The organism is Nonomuraea sp. NPDC048916 (assembly GCF_040649575.1).
GTDB lineage: Bacteria > Actinomycetota > Actinomycetes > Streptosporangiales > Streptosporangiaceae > Nonomuraea.
In genome coordinates, this window is sequence record NZ_JBEZFS010000040.1 from 41,797 (window position 1) to 60,976 (window position 19,180).

The following is a 19,180-nucleotide window of genomic DNA, read 5'->3' on the forward strand; positions in this document are numbered from 1 at the left end:
TTGCCTCGTGCGGTATTGAGACGGCATCCACCGCGGAACCTCATCGGTCCAGGGTGGGTGGGAGGTTGAACGACGGGAACAGGGCCGGCTCGTGGAACGCGACGATCTCGGTTATCCGGCCGTCGCGGACCCGCAGCACGCCGATGCCGAACGGCTCGTACGCGTGCCCGCCCGGCGGACACCGGTACGTCGCCGCGGCCAACTGGCCGTTGGCGCTCGCCGGCAGCATGCGCAGCGTTCCGATGTAGTCGGGTGAGCCGGCGTCCCAGCTCGCCGACAGCGCTGCCAGCACGCCGTCGCGGTCGGCGAACCACTCCGGGTACGGCGGCATCGTCGCCCGCACGTCCCGCGCCAGCAGCTCGGCGACCTCGGTCAGGTCGCCGCGCTCCACCGCGGACATGTAGCGGCGCAGGATCCTGCGGTCCTCGTCGGTGGGCGGGGCTGACGGGGCCCAGTCCGACCGGCCGGGCGGCAGGTGGGTGCGCAGGGTGGCTCTGGCCCGCTGCAGTGCGCTGTTGACCGAGGCGACACTGCCGTCGAGGGCCTCGGCCGTCTGGCGGACCGGCCAGCCCAGCACGTCGCACAGGATCGTCGCGGCGCGCTGCCTCGGCGGCAGGTGCTGGATGGCGGCCAGGAACGCCAGCTCCAGGGTCTCCTTCGCGACCACCGCGGCCTCCGGGTCGTCGGCGCTCGGTGCCACCGGCTCCCACAGGTGGCCGGGGAACGGCTGCAACCACGGGCCGGCCGGCGAATCGGCCTGGTCGGGCAGCGTCCGGCGGCTCCGGCCGTCGAGGAAGTCCAGGCAGGCGTTGGTGGCGATCCGGTACAACCAGGCGCGCAGTGAGGAACGGCCCTCGAAGCCGTCCCGGCCGCGCCACGCCCGCAGGAACACCTCCTGGACCAGGTCCTCGGCCTCGTCGAACGACCCGAGCATCCGGTAGCAGTGCACCCGCAGCTCGCCCCGGTGCCGCTCGGCACGTTCGGCGAAGTCGCTCACACCGTCGCTGCTCATTACCTGTGACTCCCATCAGATCAGGCCACGTTGTCCCTGACGGCGAGCGATCATGCCAGGCGGGTACGACAAACCAGTCCCACAGGAGACCCTGGGCACTGATCGACTTCCGCAACAGGCCCTCTAGCTCTACGAGTTCTGGACCAACGCCCCCGGCGCACAGGGGCCCGGGGCGAGCTTCCGCCGCCCCGGGCCCCTGTGCCGGTCTGTCCTCACCGGCCGATTGTCAGCCGCCGGCATTCATCTGGAGTGATTCACCGCTCTGCGCCTGCCGGTTCAAGAATCTCCCGCGTCCGCACGACCCCTTCGGGCCACCGGGAGTCGAACTCGTCGAGCAGTGGTTGAAGCTTCGGCGACCCGACCATCTGCACCAGAGAGTCGAGGTCGTCGAACTCGTACTCGGCGAAGTGGACTCCGGGACTGGTCACGCTCCAACAGCGCCGTCCCGACTTGGCCCCGAGTGTCTTGATCACCAGCGGGAGGTGGTCGGTCTCGTACCAGTGGTCGAAGTCGTCACGCAGATCGTCACGAACCTCGGCTCGCACCAGAAACACTCCCGGCTTCGCGTTGCTGGTCTCAGACATTGTTCAGGTCCTCCTCCTCGTGGGACAGCCCACGACGCGTGAACAGGATGGTGAAGAACGCGATCATCGAGATGCATGCGGCGAACACCGAGATCGGGATCGTGCTGTCGTAGCGGCCCATCAGCGCGACGGCCAGCGCCGGCGTGATGCCTCCACCGATGACGGCTGCGATGGTGTACCCGAACGAGATGCCGGTGTAGCGGACCTGTGTTCCGAACAGCTCGGCAAGCCAGGTGCTCATCGGGCCGTAGAGCAACCCGAGGAAGATCAGGCCGACCGAAAAGCCCAGGCCCGCCAGCAGGGCGTTACCGGTAGCGATCAGCGGGAACAGTGCGAAGACCCAGACAGCGAAGCCGATGACGCCGACGAGCATCGGAGCCTTGCGGCCTACCTTGTCCGAAATGTGTCCCGAAACCAGGATCGCGAAGAAGTAGAAGACGGACGCGATCAGGACCATCACCAGGCCGGACGTCGCACTGAAGCCCACGTCGTTACGGGCGTATGCCAGGGCGAAGATGATGGACAGGTAGTAGCCGGCGTGGATGCCGAGAGCGGCACCGACGGAGGAGAACACGCTGCGCGGGTAGCGCCTGAACATCTCCACGAAGGGGATCTTGACGACCTCCGGGGTCTCCGACTGCTCGACGACCTCCTTGAACGCCTGCGACTCCTCAAGCGACATGCGGATGTACAGGCCGACGATGACCATGACGGCGCTCAGCAGGAACGGGACACGCCAGCCCCACGAGTTGAAGGCGTCCTCCGGCATGAACGTCGACGTGATGGCGATGAGTCCCGCGGCGAGGATGTACCCGATCGGCGAGGCGCTGCCCATCCAGGCTCCGAAGAAGCCGCGACGCTTGGCCGCCCCCTCGTGCTCGACCACCATCAGCACTGCGCCGCCGTACTCGCCGCCCAGTGCCAGGCCCTGAAGCAGACGGAGGGTGACGAGGAGGATCGGCGCCGCGATGCCGATTGAGGCATAGGTGGGGAGCAGGCCGATGGCGAACGTGCCGACACCCATCATGAGCAGCGCGAGGACCAGCGCCTTCTTGCGACCGTACTTGTCGCCGAAGTGACCGAACACGACGCCACCGAAGGGGCGCGCGACGAACGCGACGCCGAACGTCGCCAGGGAGAGCAGCGTGCTGGTGAGGGGGTTGTCCGTGGGGAAGAAGAGCGGCCCGAGAACTAGCGCCGCCATGGCACCGAAGAGATTGAAGTCGAACCACTCGATCACGGTGCCGACCATGGAGGCGACGGTGACTTTGCGGATGGAGTCCTTGCTGGCAAGGGGGGCGCCCGTGTTGGTGGCGGCGACAGCGTTTTGTGTCATACCGGATTCCTAATGTTCGACATTCGACCTGATGGACGGACGATACCGGTGGGTCGTGATGAAGGCAATAGTCTTGTTTCGCGGTGCCAACCAGCCCGCCCCAGCCGAGGTGAAGGAGTCGGCCGCGTTCGCCGTGATGGAGTGGGCGACCCTGCTCGAGCACCGCAGCCGGGGAATCGGCCGTACCCCCATGCGGGCCTTGGTGAACGAACGTGGCCGACGGGCGCCCTGGCGGAGCCGGGCTGCCCGCCGGGAACAACCAGGGCGAGGAGCCGTGATCGCCGAGGGCGGTGTGCCCCTGGGTGTGTGACGGTCAGTCCGCGGACCAGGCCGGCCGGCGGCTCGGGAAGCACGAGGGCCCACGGCTCAGCCGCAGTCGTGCCTGATCGTCGTCGATCTGGAGGTGATGGCGCTCTGTGAGTTTAGCCGGGGTTGCTCTGTGAGAGTTTCCAGGTCACCGGACTTCAAGGCATGACTTGGTCGATGTTCGTCACGGATTGTGACGGCGGTCGACATAGGCCGCGGCGGTCGCGGATGAGGAGATCGGCGCAGCCTTGGAACTGCTGTGGGGCACCGCGGCGGTCAACACCTGGAACGCGCGCCGCGCGTCGGTGCTCTCCTGGCTGGGGTGGTGCCGCGAGCGTGGCCACGAGGCGCCGGTGATCCCGGCGTGGACCAAGCGGCTGACGGTTCCAGACTCCGACACCCCGGTCCGCTCGCGCATGGCCATCGACCGGTTGATCGCCCGCCGGGAGGTGCATCTGAGGGAGAAGACCGCCTGCTCAAAGGTCGCACCCGCGGTCCGGTGTTTGTCACCCATCGCCGCCCCGGGCCTGGGAAGGTGGTCAGCGCGCGGGACGTGTGCCCCGACACCGGCTTGGCCCGCCTGTCGTATGGGCAGGCCCGTGCCCTGCTAGATGAGCACACCGCCACCGGCGGATCGGGCACGGGCTGGGACCTGCATGAGTTCCGTCACTCGGCCCTGACGCACCTTGGGGAGGCCGGAGCGGGCCTGTTGATGCTGATGGCCAAGTCGCGGCATAAGAAGCCGGAGAACCTGCGTCGCTACTTCAAGCCCTCCCCGGAGGCCATCGCCGAGCTCACCAGCCTGCTCGCCCCTGGCGACAGCAGGCGCTGATAGGCGGGGTACGCGCAGCTGGTCGGCCGGAGCGTTGAACGAGGGCCACTGGCGCCGTCCTTGATCTCAAGGGTACCTCTCGCCTGTGCTGAGGACTCTCTAGAACGCGGCAGAGGTCAGAAGGCGTAAGGGCCGAAGCGGCCCCAGGCGATGACAACGGCCAGGGCGAGCAGTACCACGTTGACGGCGATGGCCGACGGTTCTTTGCGGCGGGCGTGGGTGGTGGCGGCGCCGAGCATGGTGATGGCCAGGCCGGTGGCGGCCAGGGGGGTGAGGGTCGGGGCGACGCCGGTGATGGCGGGCAGGATCAGGCCGAGGGCGGCGAGAAGTTCGACCACGCCGATCAGGCGGACCTGGGTGGGGGTGAAGTCCTGCACCCAGGGCATCGTGGGGCGCAGCTTCTCCTTGGGCTGGGTGGACTTCATGACCCCGAGCAGACCGAAGGCCGTGGCCAGGACGGCTTGCAGTATCCACAGAAATACGTTCATGTCAGTTGCTCTCTCCGTTGGGCGATGCAGAGGTGCTCGACCTGGCCCCGACCGGTCCACAGTCGCCCGGCAGTTGCGGGCGATGGGTGTCATCTACGAGAGGCCATGGCCCTGCGGACCAGGTTGATCACTTGGATGGGCGACGGCGGGCCGTCGATCGGAACCTCAGTAGTAGGGGCTCATGAGTTCGGTGGCCCAGGCTGGCTGGGTGACCGGATGGCGGGGGGCGAACTCGATCAGGTACGGCTTGATATCCAGGATGGGTGTACCTGACAGCGCGTCCAGGTCGGCGACGTGCAGGTTCAGGCCGTCCACGGCGAGTAGCCGGCAGCGGGAGACGCCAAGACGGTTGGGCCGGTACGGCCCTCGATGGGCGAAGATCCCCACCGGGGCCGCGTTCGGATTTCCCCGTGGGGGACGGGGATCGGTGCGCACCTCGGCCGGGTCGATCCGGTCGAAGAGGAAGACGACCTCCAGGTGGGAGAAGTCCACCAGGCCGAGCACCGCCGAGGCGGTGAAGGTCGCGCCGTCCAACCGGATCACGGCTCGAACGTCGTGCCAGTCGTCTTCGACCATCTCGCTGCGCCCGCCCACCACCCGGCCGACTGGTCGCAGGGTCACGGTGCCGGTTGTCATGGTGATCTCCACGTTCTAGTAGCGACCGAGGGTGCCGCGGCGTTTGGCGAGGTGTTCGAGCCGGTTGAAAAGGATCACCCCAGCGGCGACGATGAGCAGCGGCTGGGCCAGCAGCCACCCCAGGCCCCAGCCGGTCGGGAGGGTGGCCAGAGAGTGGCCGCCGAGCAGGATGTCGCGCATAGCTTCGATGCCGGGCGCGATGGGGACCAGCAGCCGGCTGAGGAAGGCGATCAGGTCGGGCATGGCGGCCAGCGGGACCAGGGTGCCGCCGGCGATGGCATAGACGGCCACCGACAGTTGGGTGATGATCTCGATGCGTTTGAACACCAGGGTCAGGCCGCACAGGATGAGGGCCAGTCCGCAGGTGCCCAGCGCGATGGCGGCCAGCGGCACGATCACCTGCGCGTCGAAGGGCAAGTGTCCGCCCTGGACGGTGATGGCGACGGCGCCTGTGGCCAGGACGGCCAGCGCGGTGGGCAGGGCCGAGATCACGGCGGCGACCTGGCGGCCGAGGATGCTCGTGGCCGAGGGCAGCGGGGTCAGGTAGGTCTGTTCCAGCACGCCGGACTGGATGTCGCCCAGGTAGCTCCAGAACATCCGGTTGACCTGCTCGTGGATGAAGGTCAGAGCCACCATGCCCAGCAGTACCGGCAGCAGCAGGTCCGCACGTAGCTGCCCGCGTCCCATGAACAGCACGATGAGTAGGTAGAACAGCGGGAATGTGATCATCTGGATGAGGCCTTCGCGCCATCCGGCGGCGAGGTTGAGCAGTCCCTTGCGGACTTCTGCGGCGAAGCCGCGGGCGAAGGTCATGAGGACTCCTGCAAGGCTCGGCGGTGGTTGCGGACGAACAGCAGGCCGCTGACGGCGGTGAGCACCAAGGTGTGGAGGAGCAGCCAGGGCAGGGTGCCGTCGCTCCAGATCTCGCCCAGGGTGCGGCCCTCGAACAGGGGCTGGGTGATCGCCTCGATGCCCAGCGTGGTGGGCAGGACTCTGGCCAGGACGGCCAGCCAGTCAGGATAGAAGGCCAGTGGCAGGAACGAGCCGTTGAGCAGCAGCACCAGCGAGGTGAACAGCGACTGCAGCGCGCCGATCATCGGGGAGGCCAGCGCGAGGGCGGCGAGCAGGAAGGTGAAGGCCAGCACGTTGACCCCCAACAGCAGGGCGGGCAGGAGCGCCGCCCAGCGCAGCGGGATCGAGATCCCGGCCACCAGCATCGGGACGAGAGAGGCGACCGCGGCCACCACCAGGCCGAACACCGCTGCGGTGATCAGCCTACCGAGCATCGGCAGCCACGGCGGCGCCGTGGTCATCTGCGCCTGGGCGAAGGTGCCGGCACGTTTCTCCTCGATGAGGTCGGCCACCATCACCAGAGCGGCGTACTGCAGGAACCAGTAGCCGCCGATCGCGACCAGGGTCTGCGGCAGCAGATCTTGCCGCAGTTCGCCCTGGCCCAGCACGAACTGCAGGCCGAGGTACATCATGGTGCTGATCAGCAGCGTGATGACATGGCCGATCGGGTGGGCCAGCTGAACGCGCAGGCCCTTGCCGATCTCCGCACCCAGAACATTAAGCATGGGACGGCTCGTTCACCAGGGCGAGGAACACATCCTCCAGATCGGGCTGAACCTGGGTCAGCGACTCCAAGACGACCCCCTGCGCGCGCAGACGCTCCACCACGTCATAGACCTCACTCGGTTCGCCGACTCGCACGCTGATCGTGGTGACGCCTTCGCGGGTGACGCCCTCGAACCCCCGTGGCGGCGCTCCTTCGACGCGGATCTCATACCTGTCCCGTTCGCGGAAGCCGGCCAGCAGCTCATGCGTGGGCAGGTCGGCCACGAGCCGCCCCTGGCGCATCACGGCCACCCGGTTGCACAGCTCCTGGGCCACGTCCAACTGGTGCGTGGTGATCAGGATGGTGGTGCCCAGTTCGCGGGCCTGCTCGGTGATCCAGTTCTTGACCGTGCGGGTGGCCTCGACGTCCAGGCCGAGCGTCGGCTCATCCAGCAGCACGATCGGTGGGCCGGCGATCAGGGCCACGGCGATCGCGACCTTCTGCTGCATGCCGCGGGAGAAGCCGCCGACCTTGTCGCCGCGCCGCTCCCACAACCCCAGCCCGGTCAGCAGACCCTGGGCGCGGTCGGCGACCTGGGCCTTGCGCAGGCCCTTGAGCCGTCCGAAGTACATCAGGTTCTGCCAAGCCGACAGGCTCCAGTACACGTTGCGCGAGCCTTCCAGCACGGCCCCGAACTGCGCCATCGCGGCCGAACGCTGCCGGGCCACGTCGTATCCGCCCAGCCGGACCTGGCCCGAGGTCGGGGTTAGCAGTCCGGCCAACATCTTGATGGTCGTGGTCTTGCCGGCACCGTTCGGTCCCAGGAAGCCGAAGACCGTCCCAGCGGGTACGGCGAGCGACACCCGGTCGACGGCAGGGGTCTGGGCCGAGCCGTATACCTTGGTCAGTTCGTTGATTTCGATCATGTCATTTCCTCGATTCGAGGGAGCCCGGCCCCGGGTTCCGGGGCCGGGTCAGGCGGTCAGAGTTCGTCGAGGACTTCGATGTCGTCCGCGATGACGTCGCGGGCCACGGCGAACGCCGCGGCTGCCGCGGGGGTGGCGGATGCAGCCTGGCGGGCAGCCTGCAGGCTGGCGGCCGACTCCCAGCGCCAGACGCCGACCCACGTCTCGTCGTTGAGCCGGCCGAGGCGCGCCTCGGTGAGGCCGGACTGCGCGGACCTGATCGCGGTGACCAGCGCGGCGTGCCGTTCCCGGACCTTCTCGGCGTCGGCGGGATCGGCCTGGAAACGGGTGACACTGATGACAGTCATTGTTAGATCTCTTCTCTAGAGCTGACTTCTAGCGACTTAATCTAGAGATAGACTCTAACCATGAGCGATGTCAAGAGGCCGAACAAACGAGCACAGAAAGCCAACGAGACGCGCCAGCGCATCCTGGCGGCGGCGTTGGAGCTGTTCGTGCGGGACGGATACGGTGCGACGAACCTGCAGGACGTCGCCGACAAGGCCGGGGTCGCGGTGCAGACGATCTACTTCGTCTTCGGCAACAAACGCGCCCTGCTGAAGGAACTGGTCGACGTCACGATCGCGGGCGACGACGAGCCCGTGGCCACGATGGACCGACGGTGGTACAGAGACGCGCTGGCCGCAGACACCGCCCACGACATGGTCCGCGCCTACGTCACAGGCACGACCTCCGTCCTGGAACGAGTCGCGCCGATCGGCAAAGTCCTGGAAGGAGCGGTCGCGAGCGACCCCGAGGTTGCCGCCCTGTGGCCGCACTCGGTCAATCCGCGCTACGTCGTGCAGCGAGAAGCCGCCGAAGCACTGGTCGCCAAACCGGACGCACGGGCACAACTGTCGGCGCAGGAAGCGGCCGATCTACTGTTCGGCCTGCTCAGCCCCGAGCTGTACCTGCTGTTCGTGCAGGAGCGGGGCTGGCCGCGTGAGCGCTGGGAGCAGTGGGTCGGCCAGACACTTCGCACCCAGCTTTGTTCAGGCTAGGTCTGCCGGTGGGGCTTGGTAGACGGCGAACTTCGCGCCAGCCGTACAAGCCTCGCCGCCCGAGCGGTAAGTCAGCAGCATCCGCCGCAGCTACGGCCCCGAAAGAGCGGTCCTTGGCGTCCTGACCTTCCGCCACCGCTGACGCCCGACAACCTCAATCCGACAACGGTGCGATGGAATGAGAGCAGCGGCCCGGGCCCCTGAAGGGTTCCGACGGCCCATCCCTAGGCCGCTTCGGTCAGGGCGGTGAAGTCGATGTCGGGTAGGTCGGGGTCGAAGTCGGCGGGGCGCAGGCGCAGGACGTCGGTGGCATACAGGCCGAATTGGCTGATGTGCGCGGTCAGGTAGGGCGACAGTTGCGCGATGTCTTCGGCGGTGATGTCCTTGCCCGGCTCGGGTTGCCAGCCCTCGGCCAGCAGTTGGCGCAGCACCTCGGTCATGTCCAGCGCGGTGTGGAAGATCACGCAGTTGGCCAGCAGCGAGTTGTTTGATCATCTTCTCCTGCTCGGCGGGATCGTTGTCGGCGATGACGCCGTCGTTGCCGAAGCGCAGCCAGCCGGAGAAGCCGTTGAAGCCCTCGACTTTGTTGGTAACTGCGGTGATGCGCCGTCGCAGGGCGGGATCGGCCAGGAAGCGAAGCAGCGCCACGGTGCGCACACTGCGCCCGACCTCGCGAAAGGCCCGGTAGATCTGGTCGGGCCACATCTTCTCGACCAGCTCCCTCGTTCTTGCGCGAGTGGGAGCCCAGCCTGCGTAGCAGAGAAGAGGTACAGCTCACGCGTCATCATCAACCGCGGGAACACCCGGTAGGCGGTCCGCTCCACCGACGTCACCGCACACGCCTCCCGGCTCGCCCCGCCAACGGACGAGGCACACCGTAGCGAGACGAACACGCACGCAACAGGCGAAGAAGATCACAGCTTCATCAACCCCGCCGCTCAACCCTTCAAGATCATCCCAATGTGGGTTTTGGGCTTATGTGGGCTGATCCCCTAGGAGAGCCCCGGAGTCGGGGCATCGGGCGTGTCCCGACGTCGCTGCTGACCGCCCCGACAGGAAGGACACGTGACCGGGACCGAACATGGCGCGACAGCGCTATCGCTAGGCCCCCGCGGAACGCAGGTGATCCGCAAAGAGTGCAGGCTGGGGGGCCGAATGGCCGCCGTACTGATCCGCGTGACGCTGCACATGCATCAGCGGAGCGGACAGGAACCCGCCATCGACCACCAGCTCCTGACCATTGACGAACGCGGCGGCGTCACTCGCCAGATAGGCCACCACGCTCGCGATGTCGGACGCGGCGCCGATGCGACGCACAGGGGTGAGCTGGGTGCGCAACGCAAGCAGATCAGGGTCGGCGTAGTGAGCCGCCGACATCTCCGTGCGCACGAACCCGGGACTGACCGCGTTCGCCCTTACCCCCAGCGGGCCCCACTCCACGGCGGTGTGTCGCGTCAGCGCGACCAAACCCGCCTTGGAGACGCCATAGGTGGGGGAGGTGTTCGGCGAATGCGCACCCACCGAGGCAATGTTCACGACGGCGCCGTGGCCGTTGTCAATCATGAGGCGGCCCAGCTCGCGAGTGCAGAGCATCGCAGCCGTCAGATTCACCGCGATCGTCTCGTTCCACGCCGCCGTCGAGAGCGACGCCAACGGCCCGGGAGCGCCCAAGATGCCGGCGTTGTTCACCAGCACGTCGCAAGTCCCGAACCTGTCGGCCGTCGCCTCCGCGAGGCCGATGACGTCATCCTCGTCGGTCAGATCCCCGGCGTAGACCATGACCCGGTCGGGGAAGCCGAGTCGCGTGGAAACCTCCCTCAGACGGCCGGCTTCCAGGTCCACGAGCACCACACTCGCGCCGGCTTCGAGGAACTCGCCTGCGATCGAGCGCCCCAGACCTCCTGCCGCGCCGGTCACGACCACTGTCTGTCCCTCGAAACCCACCATGCACTCCCTGCATCGACCACCTAAGGACTATCCGATTATTGTCGGACAGTTTAAGTCGTGGCAAGGGGTGGGTCAGCACGACGTGTTGCGGGCGGTGCGGGCCGGGGCGAGAGCCGCAGACTCAGAGACGCTCCGCCGCGGCCGCGCGGTGAGCCTGCAGGTAGCGAAGGTGCGTCACCATGGCGTCCTGGGCCGCGTCCTCGTCACCCGCCTCGATCGCCTTCACGATCTGCAGGTGCTGAAGCACGGTCTCGGCGCCGACCTGCTCGGAGAGATCGAGAAACCGCACGGGCATCGTCTGCTCATGCAGGGCCTGGACGAACGACCCCAGCACTCGATTGCCGGACGCGCGGGCAACCGCCGAATGGAAGTCGACGTCGAGCTGGGGCACGGACGGGTCCGTCACGCGGACCGACTTCTGGCGCTCGATGATCTCGTGCAGCTGGGCCAGGTCCTCCGCGCTGCGGTGACCGGCGGCCAGTCGGACTGCCGGGACCTCGAGGTACTCACGCACTGACTGCACCTCGTCGGCTCCGATGCTGCCGAGGCTGAGCAGGTTCTTCATGGACTCGGACAGCATCTCGCTGAGCGCTTCGTGGTCCACGGCCCGGACGAAACTGCCGCCGCCCGCTCCCGGGACTTTCTCGATGAAGTTCTGCGTCGACAGCGAGCGCAGCGCTTCGCGCACCGTCGTTCTGCTCACCTCGAACTGGCGCGCGAGTTCGGTCTCCGAAGGAAGGCGTTCACCACGCTTGAGCTCGCCATCAAGGATTGCCCGACGTATGCGGTCCTCCACCTGCTGACGCGGGCGCACAACGGCTTGCCCGAGAGTGCGGGCCTCACCAAAGGTCTCCAATGCGGGCCTCTCGTTTCTGGGGGGCTGACAAGTGTCCTACATCAGTCAACCGCCGAATCAGAAGTCTACTGGCTCCCTCCCGACGGCGGTGTGTCGAAGCTGCTACTGGATGGTACTTGCCCATCTGATGAATGTTCGACATTATGTGTACTCGTCTCCGCGTCGCGGATGTGGTCGACTCGTTCCCGAGAGGGCGTCGGAGACGCACTGCGCGATGAGGAGCAACACCATGTCGGGTTTCCCGGATCTGGCCGGCCGAAGGGCCATCGTCACAGGTGCCAGCAGGGGGATAGGTCGAGCAATCGCGCAAGCGCTGGCAGCGGCCGGCGCAACGGTCGCAGTCGGCGGCCGGGACTCCGCAGCGCTGAGCGTGGTAGCCGATGACATCGCCACTACGGGTGGCACCGCCCACCCGCATGTCGTCGACGTCTTGGATCACGACTCCATCGAGCGCTTCGTTGCGGAGGCGGTGGACGACCTCGGCGGATTGGACCTCTTGGTCAACTGCGCGGGTGTGCTTGCCTCGGGGACTCTCCTGGACGCCGGTGACGAGCCGTGGACCGTGGTGTGGGGAACCAACGTCCTCGGCACGGTGCGGGTGACACGCGCCGCGGGGGCCTTCCTTACGGCCCAGGGCTCCGGCCGGGTTGTCAACGTCGCCTCCAACTACGCGTTCAAAGGCGTCGCCGAGCACGCCGCCTACTGCGCCTCGAAGGCGGCCGTCATCTCGTTCACACGCAGCATGGCAGTCGAATGGGCGCATTACGGCGTCCAGGTCAACGCCATCGCCCCCGGGTTCATCGCGACCGACCTCAACGCGAGCATCCGCGCGAACCCTGAACAGAGCGCCCGTGTGGTGAGGGCCGTGCCCGCGCGCCGGTTTGGGACAGTCGATGACGTCGTAGCCGCAATGGGACCACTGTGCGACCCCCACAGCACGTTTCTGACCGGAGCCGTGCTGACAGTCGATGGGGGAGAGACCGCGCGTTGAGCGGTCGAGCAACACCAACCAATGAGGAGCGTATCGTGAGTTCGCAGAACATATCCGCCGTGGGCGAGCACCCGGGCATCCGCCCGGACAGCAGGCTGACCCCGGAGCTTGCGACCGCCTACGAGTCAAGCGGCCAGTGGACCTCACAGACGCTGACTTCCCTGCTCGCCGACGCGGCTGCCGCACACCCCGACCTTATCGCAGCGGTTGACTCCGCTGGGCCGGGTGGAAGCCGCCGCGCGATGACCTACGCCGAGCTCGACGCCTACGTCACCGATCTCGCCGTGGGTCTGCGAGCCCGCGGAGTCGCCGAGGGCGACTCCGTCGTTGTCATGCTGCCGAACTGCATCGAGTTCGCCGCGCTCATCTTCGCCATCAACCGCGCCGGCGCCGTCTACACCGGTATCCCGGTTGCCTACGGCACCAAGGAGGTCGGGCACATCCTGGCCTCGACCGGCGCGAAGCTGGTGGTGACGCAGGAGCAAGTCGCCAGCGCCACCCCGCTGGCGGTCGTGCGAGCCTCGTGTGGGGAGGCGGCGCCGCTGGTCGCCGTGCGCGGCGAGTCGAGCCGGGTCGATGGCGAGATCGCGCTCGGGGACCTGGCCGACCCGTCCGCTGCGGCCGGCGTGCGACTCCCCACCGTGGACCCTCGCGCCTTGTGCCACATCGGGTTCACCTCCGGCACGACGGGCGCCCCCAAGGGCGTCATGAACACCAACCAGACCCTGATCGCGGTGCTTCGGAACTGGTTGGCCTACTTCGGAGCGGAGAACCTCGGCGCCCCGATCGTCAACGCCGTGGTCTCACCGGTCGGCCACCACAGCGGCTTCCTGTGGGGAGTCCTGATGACCGCGTACCTCAGGGGGACGGCCGTCTACCTCGAGAAGTGGAGCCCGTCGACGGCCGCGACCTTCCTGCGTGAGGAACAGGCCACGGTGTTCTTCGGCGCCCCGACGTTCCTCCAGGACCTGCTCACCACCGACCTCGTCGGTGACCCGCGCTGCGCGCTGCGCGCCGTCATCACGACGGGATCGCCGGTCCCCCGTGCGCTCCCCGGCGCCGGTCGCCATGCCTTCGGCTGCTGGGTGGGCTCCGCCTGGGGAATGACCGAGATCGGCATCGGGGTCTCCTGCCGGCCCGGCATGTCTGAGGTCGAGCTCGCCAGTGACGGCCGGGCGGTGCCCGGCGTAGCCGTCCGCGTCGTCGGGTCGGACGGCGAGCCCGTGGACGTCAACACGCCGGGACGGATGCAGGTTCGCAGCGCAGGACTCTTCCTGGGTTACCAAAGCCTGCCCGACCGGACCCGCAAGGAGATCAACGCGGAGGGCTGGTTCGACACCGGCGACACCGCCCGCATCGACGAGAACCAGCTGGTCTACCTTGAGGGGCGCAGCAAGGACATCGTCATCCGCGGAGGGGAGAACATCCCCGTGGTTGCCGTGGAAAGCGTGCTCTACACCCACCCTGATGTTGTCGACGTAGCCGTCGTCGGTGTTCCCGACGAGCGTCTCGGTGAGCGGGCCTGCGCCGTGGTGCACTCCCGCGCCGATGGTCTGACCCTCGACGATCTCAACCGGCACCTCCTCGACAACGGCGTGTCCAAGCACTTCCTGCCGGAGCGCCTGGTGCTGGTGCAGAGCCTGCCCAAGACGCCCAGCGGGAAGATCCGTAAAGTCGAACTCCGTCAGCAGCTGGCACTGGTGGAGACGGCGGCCCAATGACAGGGACCTGGGACCCCGCTCCAGTGCTCGCCCGGCTTGCCGCGCTGCATGAGCGGCAGGAACTGTGGCGGACCCTCGAAGTCATCGAGCCGGCCGGCGCATTCGGCCACGCCCGTCTCAGCGACGTTCCAGCCGGCCGGCCCGGCGTAGGCGACCGCAGGGGGGAAGGCTTCACCGACACCCAGGACGTGGTGCCCGGCCTGGCCGCCGCTCTCACGATGCGCGCCGTACTCGGCGTCCTGCACGATCACCGCCTGGACCTGCCGTTCGATCACAACGTCCATGCGGCGCAATCCTTGACATGGCACGCGCCCATCACCGTAGGCGCCTCGATCGAGACCCGAGCCTGGATCGGCCGCGTCAAGGAAGGTGCACGCGCCGTCTTCTTCGATGTGGAGACCGAGTCCCTCACCGAAGACGGCCAGATGTGTCTGCGCGGCACCAGCACCCAGGCTCTGCGTCATGGGTGAGGTCCCTGTGCCCGCCCCTCTCATGTGGGAGCCGGCGGCCGGCGTGCCCCGCGACTACGCGCAGGTCTCGGGGGACCGCAGCGCCGTGCACCTCGATGAGGCAGTGGCAAGCCGCGTCGGCCTGCCCGGCGTGATCCTCCACGGCATGTACGTCTATGGATACGTGGCCACCTATCTCGGGCGCCACGCGGCCGGCCACGGCGGCCGCCTCGCCTCATTCGAATGCCGGTTCCAGGCGCCGATGCTCCCAGGAGCGCCCATCCAGGTGCGGTTCGAGCGCGGCGACACCCAGGAGTCCGTGCGAGTCGAGGCCCGCCAGTCGGACCGCTCGGTCCTGTCCGGGGTCGCCGTTCTGACGCCGGCCGGGTCGCACGACGCACCCTGAGCTTGGTGGAGACAGGCAGACGATGTTGACCAATCAGCAAATGTCCAACATTATTAGTAGGTGATTTCGTTGGACACTAGTAGTGGATCTGTGGACGAGCCGTCGGGGCCGCTCGCCGGCGTACGCGTGGTCGATATGACCACCTCGTATGCTGGCCCTACCGCCGCGATGTACCTTGCCGACCTCGGAGCCACAGTGATCAAGGTGGAGCGCCCCGGCAGCGGGGACGACACTCGGTCCTGGGGCCCGCCGTTCGTCGACGGGGTCTCGGCGTGGTTCGCCTCCGCCAATCGCAACAAGCAGTCGGTCGTCCTCAACCTCAGCGCGCCCGAGGGGCGCGAGGCGCTCCTGCGGTTGCTCGATACCGCGGACGTCTTCTTGCAGAACATGAATCCCGCCAAGCTCAACCGCATCGGAATCGACGGCGAGACCCTCCGGCGCCGCAACCCGCGACTGGTGTACTGCGCCATGTCCGGGTTCGGCCTCACCGGTCCCGACAGCGACCTGCCCGGATATGACCTCGTCGCCCAGGCGCGGTCCGGACTGATGTCCGTGACCGGGGAGAAAGGCGGGGTCCCCCAGCGCGTCTCGACCGCGCTTTCCGACGTGGCGACGGGGATGGCTGCGGCAATCGCCGTCAACGCGGCATTGGTCCGTCAGTGCCGCACCGGGCAGGGCGAAGTCATCGACGTGTCCTTGCTCGACACCGACCTCGCCCTGATGGCGCCGCGTGTCGCCGCGTTCTGCGCCGGCGAGCCGGAGCCGGCGCCCAGCGGCGGCACCGATTCGGTCCTGGCCGTGTATCAGCCCTTCGAGGCCGCCGACCGGACCATTGTGATCGCCATCGGCAATGACTCCATGTGGCAGCGGTTCTGCACCGCCATCGGACTTCCTGAGCTGGGTACGGACCCGGGGTTGTCGGACAATGCGGGCCGCCGTGCCGACCGCTCCCGAATCACCGAGTCGGTGGCACGACGACTCGCCACGAGGCCCGCAGCGGAGTGGCTCCGGCTTCTCGCCGCCGTTGAGGTGCCGGCTGCTTTGGTGCAGACCCTCTCCGAGGTCACAAAGGATCCCCAGGTCGTGGCACGCGGCGCGATCCTTCCTGTCCCGGGGTTCCAGGACGACCTCGTCAGCGTTCGCAGTCCGTTCCGACTGGCCTCGCAAGAGACGCCGCGCAACGAGCGGTTCCCCGACCTGGGGGCGGACACCCGGACGACTTTGCTGGATCTGGGATACACGGAGGAGCAGATCGACGAGCTCGCGGCAGCGGGCGTCGTCGGTCTGGCGGCAGCGGAGATCGCATCATGACCCCACCTGTGACCGTCCTCGTCGAGCGGGCCGGCTCGGTCACGATCGTGACCATCAACCGGCCCGAGGCGTACAACGCGCTCAACGCCGAGGTCCTGTCCCGGCTGCATGCCGCGGTCCTCGACGCCGACGCCGACCCCGCGGTCCGCGCCGTCGTCGTCACCGGAAGCGGCGAGAAGGCATTTTGCGCCGGTGCCGATCTCAAGGAACTCGCCGGCATGAGCGCGGACCGCGCCCACGAGACGCTTCGCACCGGACAGCGGGTCCTGCGGGACATCGAGCGGGCGGCTGTACCCGTGATCGCAGCGGTCAACGGCGTCGCACTCGGCGGCGGCTTCGAGCTCGTGCTCGCCTCGACATTCCCGGTCGTGTCGACCCAGGCATCCCTCGGGCTGCCCGAGTCGGGGCTCGGCCTGATCCCCGGTTACGGCGGCACTCAGCGCCTGCCCCGCGCGGTCGGCGCCCCCACAGCCGCGCATCTCATGCTCACCGGAGCGCGACTGGACGCACAGCGCGCCCACCAGCTTGGGCTCACCCCGGTGCCCCCTGTCGCCCCCGCCGACCTCATGGCCACCGCGTCGGCGCTGGCGGAGAAGATCGCCGCCCAGGGACCGGTCGCCGTCCGCTCCATCCTCACCGCCCTCGAGGCGGGCCGAGACGCCGGGCTCGACGCCGGACTCCAGCTGGAGACCGGCCTGGCAGCACTCGCCGTCGCGGGCGCCGAGTCCGACGAAGGGATCACTGCCTTCCTCGAGCGACGACCGCCCCGATTCGCCGACCCCGCACCCGTGCCCGGGGAGTCCGCATGAGCGTGGAGCGACTCGACATCGACAGCGACCCGAAGGCCTACCTGGCCCTCCACCAGCTGCTCGACGAACCCGTCGTCGACGCAGGACTGACCGGTAGGGAGACGGATGTGCGCGCCCTCACGCGAGACGTCGTCTCCCGCGAGGTAGCACCGCGAGCCCACGACCTCGACCGCGCCCACGCCTTCGCCCACGACAGCGTCCAAGCGCTCGCACAGGCGGGTCTGATGGGTCTGATCTTCCCGGCGAGCCTGGGTGGAACCGGGGACACCAACGTCGCCTATGCCATCGCCATGGAGGAGATCACCGCCGGCTGCGCCGCCACGTCGCTGGTGTTCATGACGCAGACCCATGCGGCGTACCCCATCATGATCGCCGGAAGCGACGACCTGGCACGGCGGTACATTCCCGGCCTGCTCGACGGATCGGTGTACGGGTCGCTGGGCATCACCGAACCGAATGCCGGCAGCGACGTGTCCAGCCTGCGCACCACTGCCCAACCCATCAAGGACGGCTACCGGCTCAACGGGTCCAAGACCTTCATCACCACCGGTGACAGGGCCGGCGTGATCATCTGCTTCGCGACCACCGACAAGGCCCTCGGTCGCGGCGGCGTCAGCGCCTTTGTCGTCGACGGCGGTTGGGACGGTGTCCGCCCAGGCCAGCCGTTCGACAAGATGGGCATGCACGGCTCCAGCACCGCCGAGCTCTTCTTCGACGACGTGCTCGTGCCGGCCGACCACCGCCTGGGTCAGGAAGGCGAAGGCTGGCGCGTGGTCATGAACTCGGTCGTGAAGTCGCGGATCAGCGCGGCAGCGCAGGGCGTCGGGTTGGCCCGAGCGGCCTACGCGCGGACTCTGGCCACCTTGACCCGGATGCACGGGACACGCCTGCCGGACGAGCACATCTTCGCGCTGGCCGACCTGCGCGGCCGCATCCTGCAAGGCAGGCTGCTCCTGCACGCGGTGGCCCGCCAGGTGGACGCCGCCGGTGACATCTCGACCGGGCAGATCGGGATGATGAAGCAGTCGTGCACCGACCTGGGTTTCGCCGCGGCGGTCGAGGCCACCCGAATCCTGGGTCCTTACGGCGACCTCGCAGCCCTGGGCGTCGAACGCTGCCTGCGCGACGCCAAGGTGACCCAGATCTACGACGGCACGAATGAGATCCAGCGGATTCTGATCGGCCGCGAGATCACCCGCGCGATGGAAGGACTGGCATGACCGACCTGCAGGGCAAAGTCGCCATCGTCACGGGGGCTGGTCGCGGGCTCGGCCGGTCGATGGCGGCAGCGCTCGTCGACGCCGGAGCCTCGGTGACGGTCGCGGCGCGCACCGCTTCGGAGCTTGACGCGTTCGTCGAGGAAGCCCGAGAGGCCGGCGGTCAGGCGCTCGCCTGCCCGGCGGACATCACCGACGAGGCGGCAGTGGAGCGGATGGTTGCGGCGACCGTGGAGACCTTCGGGCGCGTCGACGTGCTCGTCAACAACTCCGGGATCGTCGCGTCCACGCCGTTGCTCGACCAGTCGGCCGCCGAGTGGGACCGCGTCGTGGCGACCAACCTGCGCGGCACCTTTCTCGCCACGCGGGCGGCCGGCCGCCACCTGGTGGCCCAGGGAGCAGGCAAGGTCATCAACATCGCCTCCAACTTCGCGCTCCAAGGCGTCGCCAATCATGCGGCCTACTCGGCCTCCAAGGCGGCCGTCATCGGGTTCACCCGCTCGATGGCGATCGAGTGGGCGCGCTCGGGAGTGCAGGTCAACGCGATCGCGCCAGGATACTTCGCCACCCCGCTCAACGCCGAGATGCGCGAGGACGCCGACGCCCTGGCGAAGGTCACACGAGCCATCCCGGCACGTCGCATGGGCGAGCCCGAGGAGCTCAAGCCGTGGCTGCTGCTGCTGGCCGGCAGCGCCTCGGACTTCATGACCGGAGAGGTCATCGTCATCGACGGTGGCCAGAGCGTCCGATGACCA

22 protein-coding genes and 1 pseudogene are annotated in these 19,180 nt (G+C 68.0%); 10 read left to right on the forward strand and 13 right to left on the reverse strand.

Features of this window, described 5'->3' with window-relative positions; translation table 11 throughout:
- Positions 1-40: 40 nt before the first annotated feature.
- The 4 genes from AB0C16_RS32690 to AB0C16_RS32705 form a co-directional block, all read right to left on the reverse strand.
- The gene (locus AB0C16_RS32690) at positions 41-1,012 is read right to left on the reverse strand and encodes an RNA polymerase subunit sigma-70 (protein WP_357688636.1); all 972 of its coding nucleotides are present in this window, start codon (positions 1,010-1,012) and stop codon (positions 41-43) included.
- Between the two features lie 254 nt (positions 1,013-1,266).
- Positions 1,267-1,596, reverse strand: a complete 330-nt coding sequence (locus tag AB0C16_RS32695; RefSeq protein WP_357688638.1) for a hypothetical protein — start codon at positions 1,594-1,596, stop codon at positions 1,267-1,269.
- On the reverse strand, positions 1,589-2,932 hold the full coding sequence (locus AB0C16_RS32700) for an MFS transporter (RefSeq protein WP_357688640.1): 1,344 nt from the start codon (positions 2,930-2,932) through the stop codon (positions 1,589-1,591). Before AB0C16_RS32700 ends, AB0C16_RS32695 begins: the two co-directional genes overlap by 8 nt.
- 490 nt (positions 2,933-3,422) lie before the next feature.
- Complete coding sequence (locus tag AB0C16_RS32705; RefSeq protein WP_357688642.1) at positions 3,423-3,752, reverse strand: hypothetical protein; 330 nt, start codon at positions 3,750-3,752, stop codon at positions 3,423-3,425.
- Positions 3,753-3,773: 21 nt separating this feature from the next.
- Between AB0C16_RS32705 and AB0C16_RS32710 the strand changes: the two genes are divergently transcribed.
- On the forward strand, positions 3,774-4,070 hold the full coding sequence (locus AB0C16_RS32710; RefSeq protein WP_357688644.1) for a hypothetical protein: 297 nt from the start codon (positions 3,774-3,776) through the stop codon (positions 4,068-4,070).
- Between the two features lie 116 nt (positions 4,071-4,186).
- On the opposite strand, the gene AB0C16_RS32715 is transcribed toward AB0C16_RS32710, so the two are convergent.
- The 6 genes from AB0C16_RS32715 to AB0C16_RS32740 form a co-directional block, all read right to left on the reverse strand.
- Positions 4,187-4,558: a DoxX family protein gene (locus AB0C16_RS32715; RefSeq protein WP_357688646.1), complete on the reverse strand. Its 372-nt coding sequence runs from the start codon at positions 4,556-4,558 to the stop codon at positions 4,187-4,189.
- Positions 4,559-4,723: 165 nt separating this feature from the next.
- Entirely contained in the window at positions 4,724-5,194 is a 471-nt protein-coding gene (locus AB0C16_RS32720) for an SAM-dependent methyltransferase (protein ID WP_357688648.1), read from the reverse strand.
- 15 nt (positions 5,195-5,209) lie between these two features.
- Positions 5,210-6,007 (reverse strand): ABC transporter permease, encoded by a 798-nt coding sequence (locus tag AB0C16_RS32725; protein ID WP_357688650.1) that lies wholly within the window; start codon positions 6,005-6,007, stop codon positions 5,210-5,212.
- Positions 6,004-6,771 (reverse strand): ABC transporter permease, encoded by a 768-nt coding sequence (locus AB0C16_RS32730; RefSeq protein ID WP_357688652.1) that lies wholly within the window; start codon positions 6,769-6,771, stop codon positions 6,004-6,006. Before AB0C16_RS32730 ends, AB0C16_RS32725 begins: the two co-directional genes overlap by 4 nt.
- A complete protein-coding gene (locus tag AB0C16_RS32735) occupies positions 6,764-7,678 on the reverse strand; it encodes an ABC transporter ATP-binding protein (RefSeq protein ID WP_357688654.1) in 915 nt (304 codons plus the stop codon). Before AB0C16_RS32735 ends, AB0C16_RS32730 begins: the two co-directional genes overlap by 8 nt.
- Before the next feature lie 56 nt (positions 7,679-7,734).
- Positions 7,735-8,025, reverse strand: a complete 291-nt coding sequence (locus tag AB0C16_RS32740) for an antibiotic biosynthesis monooxygenase (protein ID WP_357688656.1) — start codon at positions 8,023-8,025, stop codon at positions 7,735-7,737.
- A gap of 60 nt (positions 8,026-8,085) precedes the next feature.
- On the opposite strand from AB0C16_RS32740, the gene AB0C16_RS32745 reads away from it, so the two are divergent.
- Positions 8,086-8,718 (forward strand): helix-turn-helix domain-containing protein, encoded by a 633-nt coding sequence (locus AB0C16_RS32745; protein WP_357688658.1) that lies wholly within the window; start codon positions 8,086-8,088, stop codon positions 8,716-8,718.
- A 224-nt stretch (positions 8,719-8,942) separates the two neighbouring features.
- On the opposite strand, the pseudogene AB0C16_RS32750 reads toward AB0C16_RS32745, so the two are convergent.
- From AB0C16_RS32750 to AB0C16_RS32760, 3 genes and pseudogenes are all read right to left on the reverse strand, one after another.
- Positions 8,943-9,423 (reverse strand): annotated as a pseudogene (locus AB0C16_RS32750) (Tn3 family transposase).
- Between the two features lie 396 nt (positions 9,424-9,819).
- A complete protein-coding gene (locus tag AB0C16_RS32755; RefSeq protein WP_357688660.1) occupies positions 9,820-10,665 on the reverse strand; it encodes an SDR family oxidoreductase in 846 nt (281 codons plus the stop codon).
- Between the two features lie 121 nt (positions 10,666-10,786).
- Positions 10,787-11,461, reverse strand: a complete 675-nt coding sequence (locus tag AB0C16_RS32760) for a FadR/GntR family transcriptional regulator (RefSeq protein WP_357688662.1) — start codon at positions 11,459-11,461, stop codon at positions 10,787-10,789.
- A 289-nt stretch (positions 11,462-11,750) separates the two neighbouring features.
- Here AB0C16_RS32760 and AB0C16_RS32765 point away from each other — a divergent pair, with 289 nt between their 5' ends.
- The 8 genes from AB0C16_RS32765 to AB0C16_RS32800 all read left to right on the forward strand — a co-directional run bounded on the left by AB0C16_RS32765 (position 11,751) and on the right by AB0C16_RS32800 (position 19,177).
- On the forward strand, positions 11,751-12,512 hold the full coding sequence (locus AB0C16_RS32765; RefSeq protein ID WP_357688663.1) for an SDR family oxidoreductase: 762 nt from the start codon (positions 11,751-11,753) through the stop codon (positions 12,510-12,512).
- Between the two features lie 35 nt (positions 12,513-12,547).
- Positions 12,548-14,233 (forward strand): AMP-binding protein, encoded by a 1,686-nt coding sequence (locus AB0C16_RS32770; RefSeq protein WP_357688665.1) that lies wholly within the window; start codon positions 12,548-12,550, stop codon positions 14,231-14,233.
- A gap of 23 nt (positions 14,234-14,256) precedes the next feature.
- Positions 14,257-14,703 carry a hypothetical protein gene (locus AB0C16_RS32775; RefSeq protein ID WP_357688667.1) on the forward strand — a complete coding sequence of 149 codons (447 nt, stop codon included), beginning with the start codon at positions 14,257-14,259 and terminating at the stop codon, positions 14,701-14,703.
- Positions 14,696-15,088: a MaoC family dehydratase gene (locus tag AB0C16_RS32780; RefSeq protein WP_357688669.1), complete on the forward strand. Its 393-nt coding sequence runs from the start codon at positions 14,696-14,698 to the stop codon at positions 15,086-15,088. The genes AB0C16_RS32775 and AB0C16_RS32780 overlap by 8 nt, the downstream gene beginning before the upstream one ends.
- A gap of 90 nt (positions 15,089-15,178) precedes the next feature.
- On the forward strand, positions 15,179-16,399 hold the full coding sequence (locus AB0C16_RS32785) for a CoA transferase (RefSeq protein ID WP_357688671.1): 1,221 nt from the start codon (positions 15,179-15,181) through the stop codon (positions 16,397-16,399).
- Positions 16,396-17,208, forward strand: a complete 813-nt coding sequence (locus AB0C16_RS32790; RefSeq protein WP_357688673.1) for an enoyl-CoA hydratase-related protein — start codon at positions 16,396-16,398, stop codon at positions 17,206-17,208. The genes AB0C16_RS32785 and AB0C16_RS32790 overlap by 4 nt, the downstream gene beginning before the upstream one ends.
- Positions 17,205-18,428, forward strand: a complete 1,224-nt coding sequence (locus AB0C16_RS32795) for an acyl-CoA dehydrogenase family protein (protein ID WP_357688675.1) — start codon at positions 17,205-17,207, stop codon at positions 18,426-18,428. Before AB0C16_RS32790 ends, AB0C16_RS32795 begins: the two co-directional genes overlap by 4 nt.
- Positions 18,425-19,177 carry a glucose 1-dehydrogenase gene (locus AB0C16_RS32800; RefSeq protein WP_357688677.1) on the forward strand — a complete coding sequence of 251 codons (753 nt, stop codon included), beginning with the start codon at positions 18,425-18,427 and terminating at the stop codon, positions 19,175-19,177. Before AB0C16_RS32795 ends, AB0C16_RS32800 begins: the two co-directional genes overlap by 4 nt.
- Positions 19,178-19,180 lie beyond the last annotated feature (3 nt).

Excerpts from the sequence above, each read along its gene's own strand:
- AB0C16_RS32715 (WP_357688646.1), bottom strand. The coding sequence starts at position 4,558 with ATGAACGTATTTCTGTGGATACTGCAAGCCGTCCTGGCCACGGCCTTC.
- AB0C16_RS32745 (WP_357688658.1), top strand. The coding sequence starts at position 8,086 with ATGAGCGATGTCAAGAGGCCGAACAAACGAGCACAGAAAGCCAACGAG.
- AB0C16_RS32780 (WP_357688669.1), top strand. The coding sequence starts at position 14,696 with ATGGGTGAGGTCCCTGTGCCCGCCCCTCTCATGTGGGAGCCGGCGGCC.
- AB0C16_RS32735 (WP_357688654.1), bottom strand. The coding sequence starts at position 7,678 with ATGATCGAAATCAACGAACTGACCAAGGTATACGGCTCGGCCCAGACC.
- AB0C16_RS32740 (WP_357688656.1), bottom strand. The coding sequence starts at position 8,025 with ATGACTGTCATCAGTGTCACCCGTTTCCAGGCCGATCCCGCCGACGCC.
- AB0C16_RS32720 (WP_357688648.1), bottom strand. The coding sequence starts at position 5,194 with ATGACAACCGGCACCGTGACCCTGCGACCAGTCGGCCGGGTGGTGGGC.
- AB0C16_RS32730 (WP_357688652.1), bottom strand. The coding sequence starts at position 6,771 with ATGCTTAATGTTCTGGGTGCGGAGATCGGCAAGGGCCTGCGCGTTCAG.
- AB0C16_RS32765 (WP_357688663.1), top strand. The coding sequence starts at position 11,751 with ATGTCGGGTTTCCCGGATCTGGCCGGCCGAAGGGCCATCGTCACAGGT.
- AB0C16_RS32705 (WP_357688642.1), bottom strand. The coding sequence starts at position 3,752 with ATGGGTGACAAACACCGGACCGCGGGTGCGACCTTTGAGCAGGCGGTC.
- AB0C16_RS32800 (WP_357688677.1), top strand. The coding sequence starts at position 18,425 with ATGACCGACCTGCAGGGCAAAGTCGCCATCGTCACGGGGGCTGGTCGC.
- AB0C16_RS32700 (WP_357688640.1), bottom strand. The coding sequence starts at position 2,932 with ATGACACAAAACGCTGTCGCCGCCACCAACACGGGCGCCCCCCTTGCC.
- AB0C16_RS32790 (WP_357688673.1), top strand. The coding sequence starts at position 16,396 with ATGACCCCACCTGTGACCGTCCTCGTCGAGCGGGCCGGCTCGGTCACG.
- AB0C16_RS32695 (WP_357688638.1), bottom strand. The coding sequence starts at position 1,596 with ATGTCTGAGACCAGCAACGCGAAGCCGGGAGTGTTTCTGGTGCGAGCC.
- AB0C16_RS32755 (WP_357688660.1), bottom strand. The coding sequence starts at position 10,665 with ATGGTGGGTTTCGAGGGACAGACAGTGGTCGTGACCGGCGCGGCAGGA.
- AB0C16_RS32690 (WP_357688636.1), bottom strand. The coding sequence starts at position 1,012 with ATGAGCAGCGACGGTGTGAGCGACTTCGCCGAACGTGCCGAGCGGCAC.
- AB0C16_RS32795 (WP_357688675.1), top strand. The coding sequence starts at position 17,205 with ATGAGCGTGGAGCGACTCGACATCGACAGCGACCCGAAGGCCTACCTG.
- AB0C16_RS32725 (WP_357688650.1), bottom strand. The coding sequence starts at position 6,007 with ATGACCTTCGCCCGCGGCTTCGCCGCAGAAGTCCGCAAGGGACTGCTC.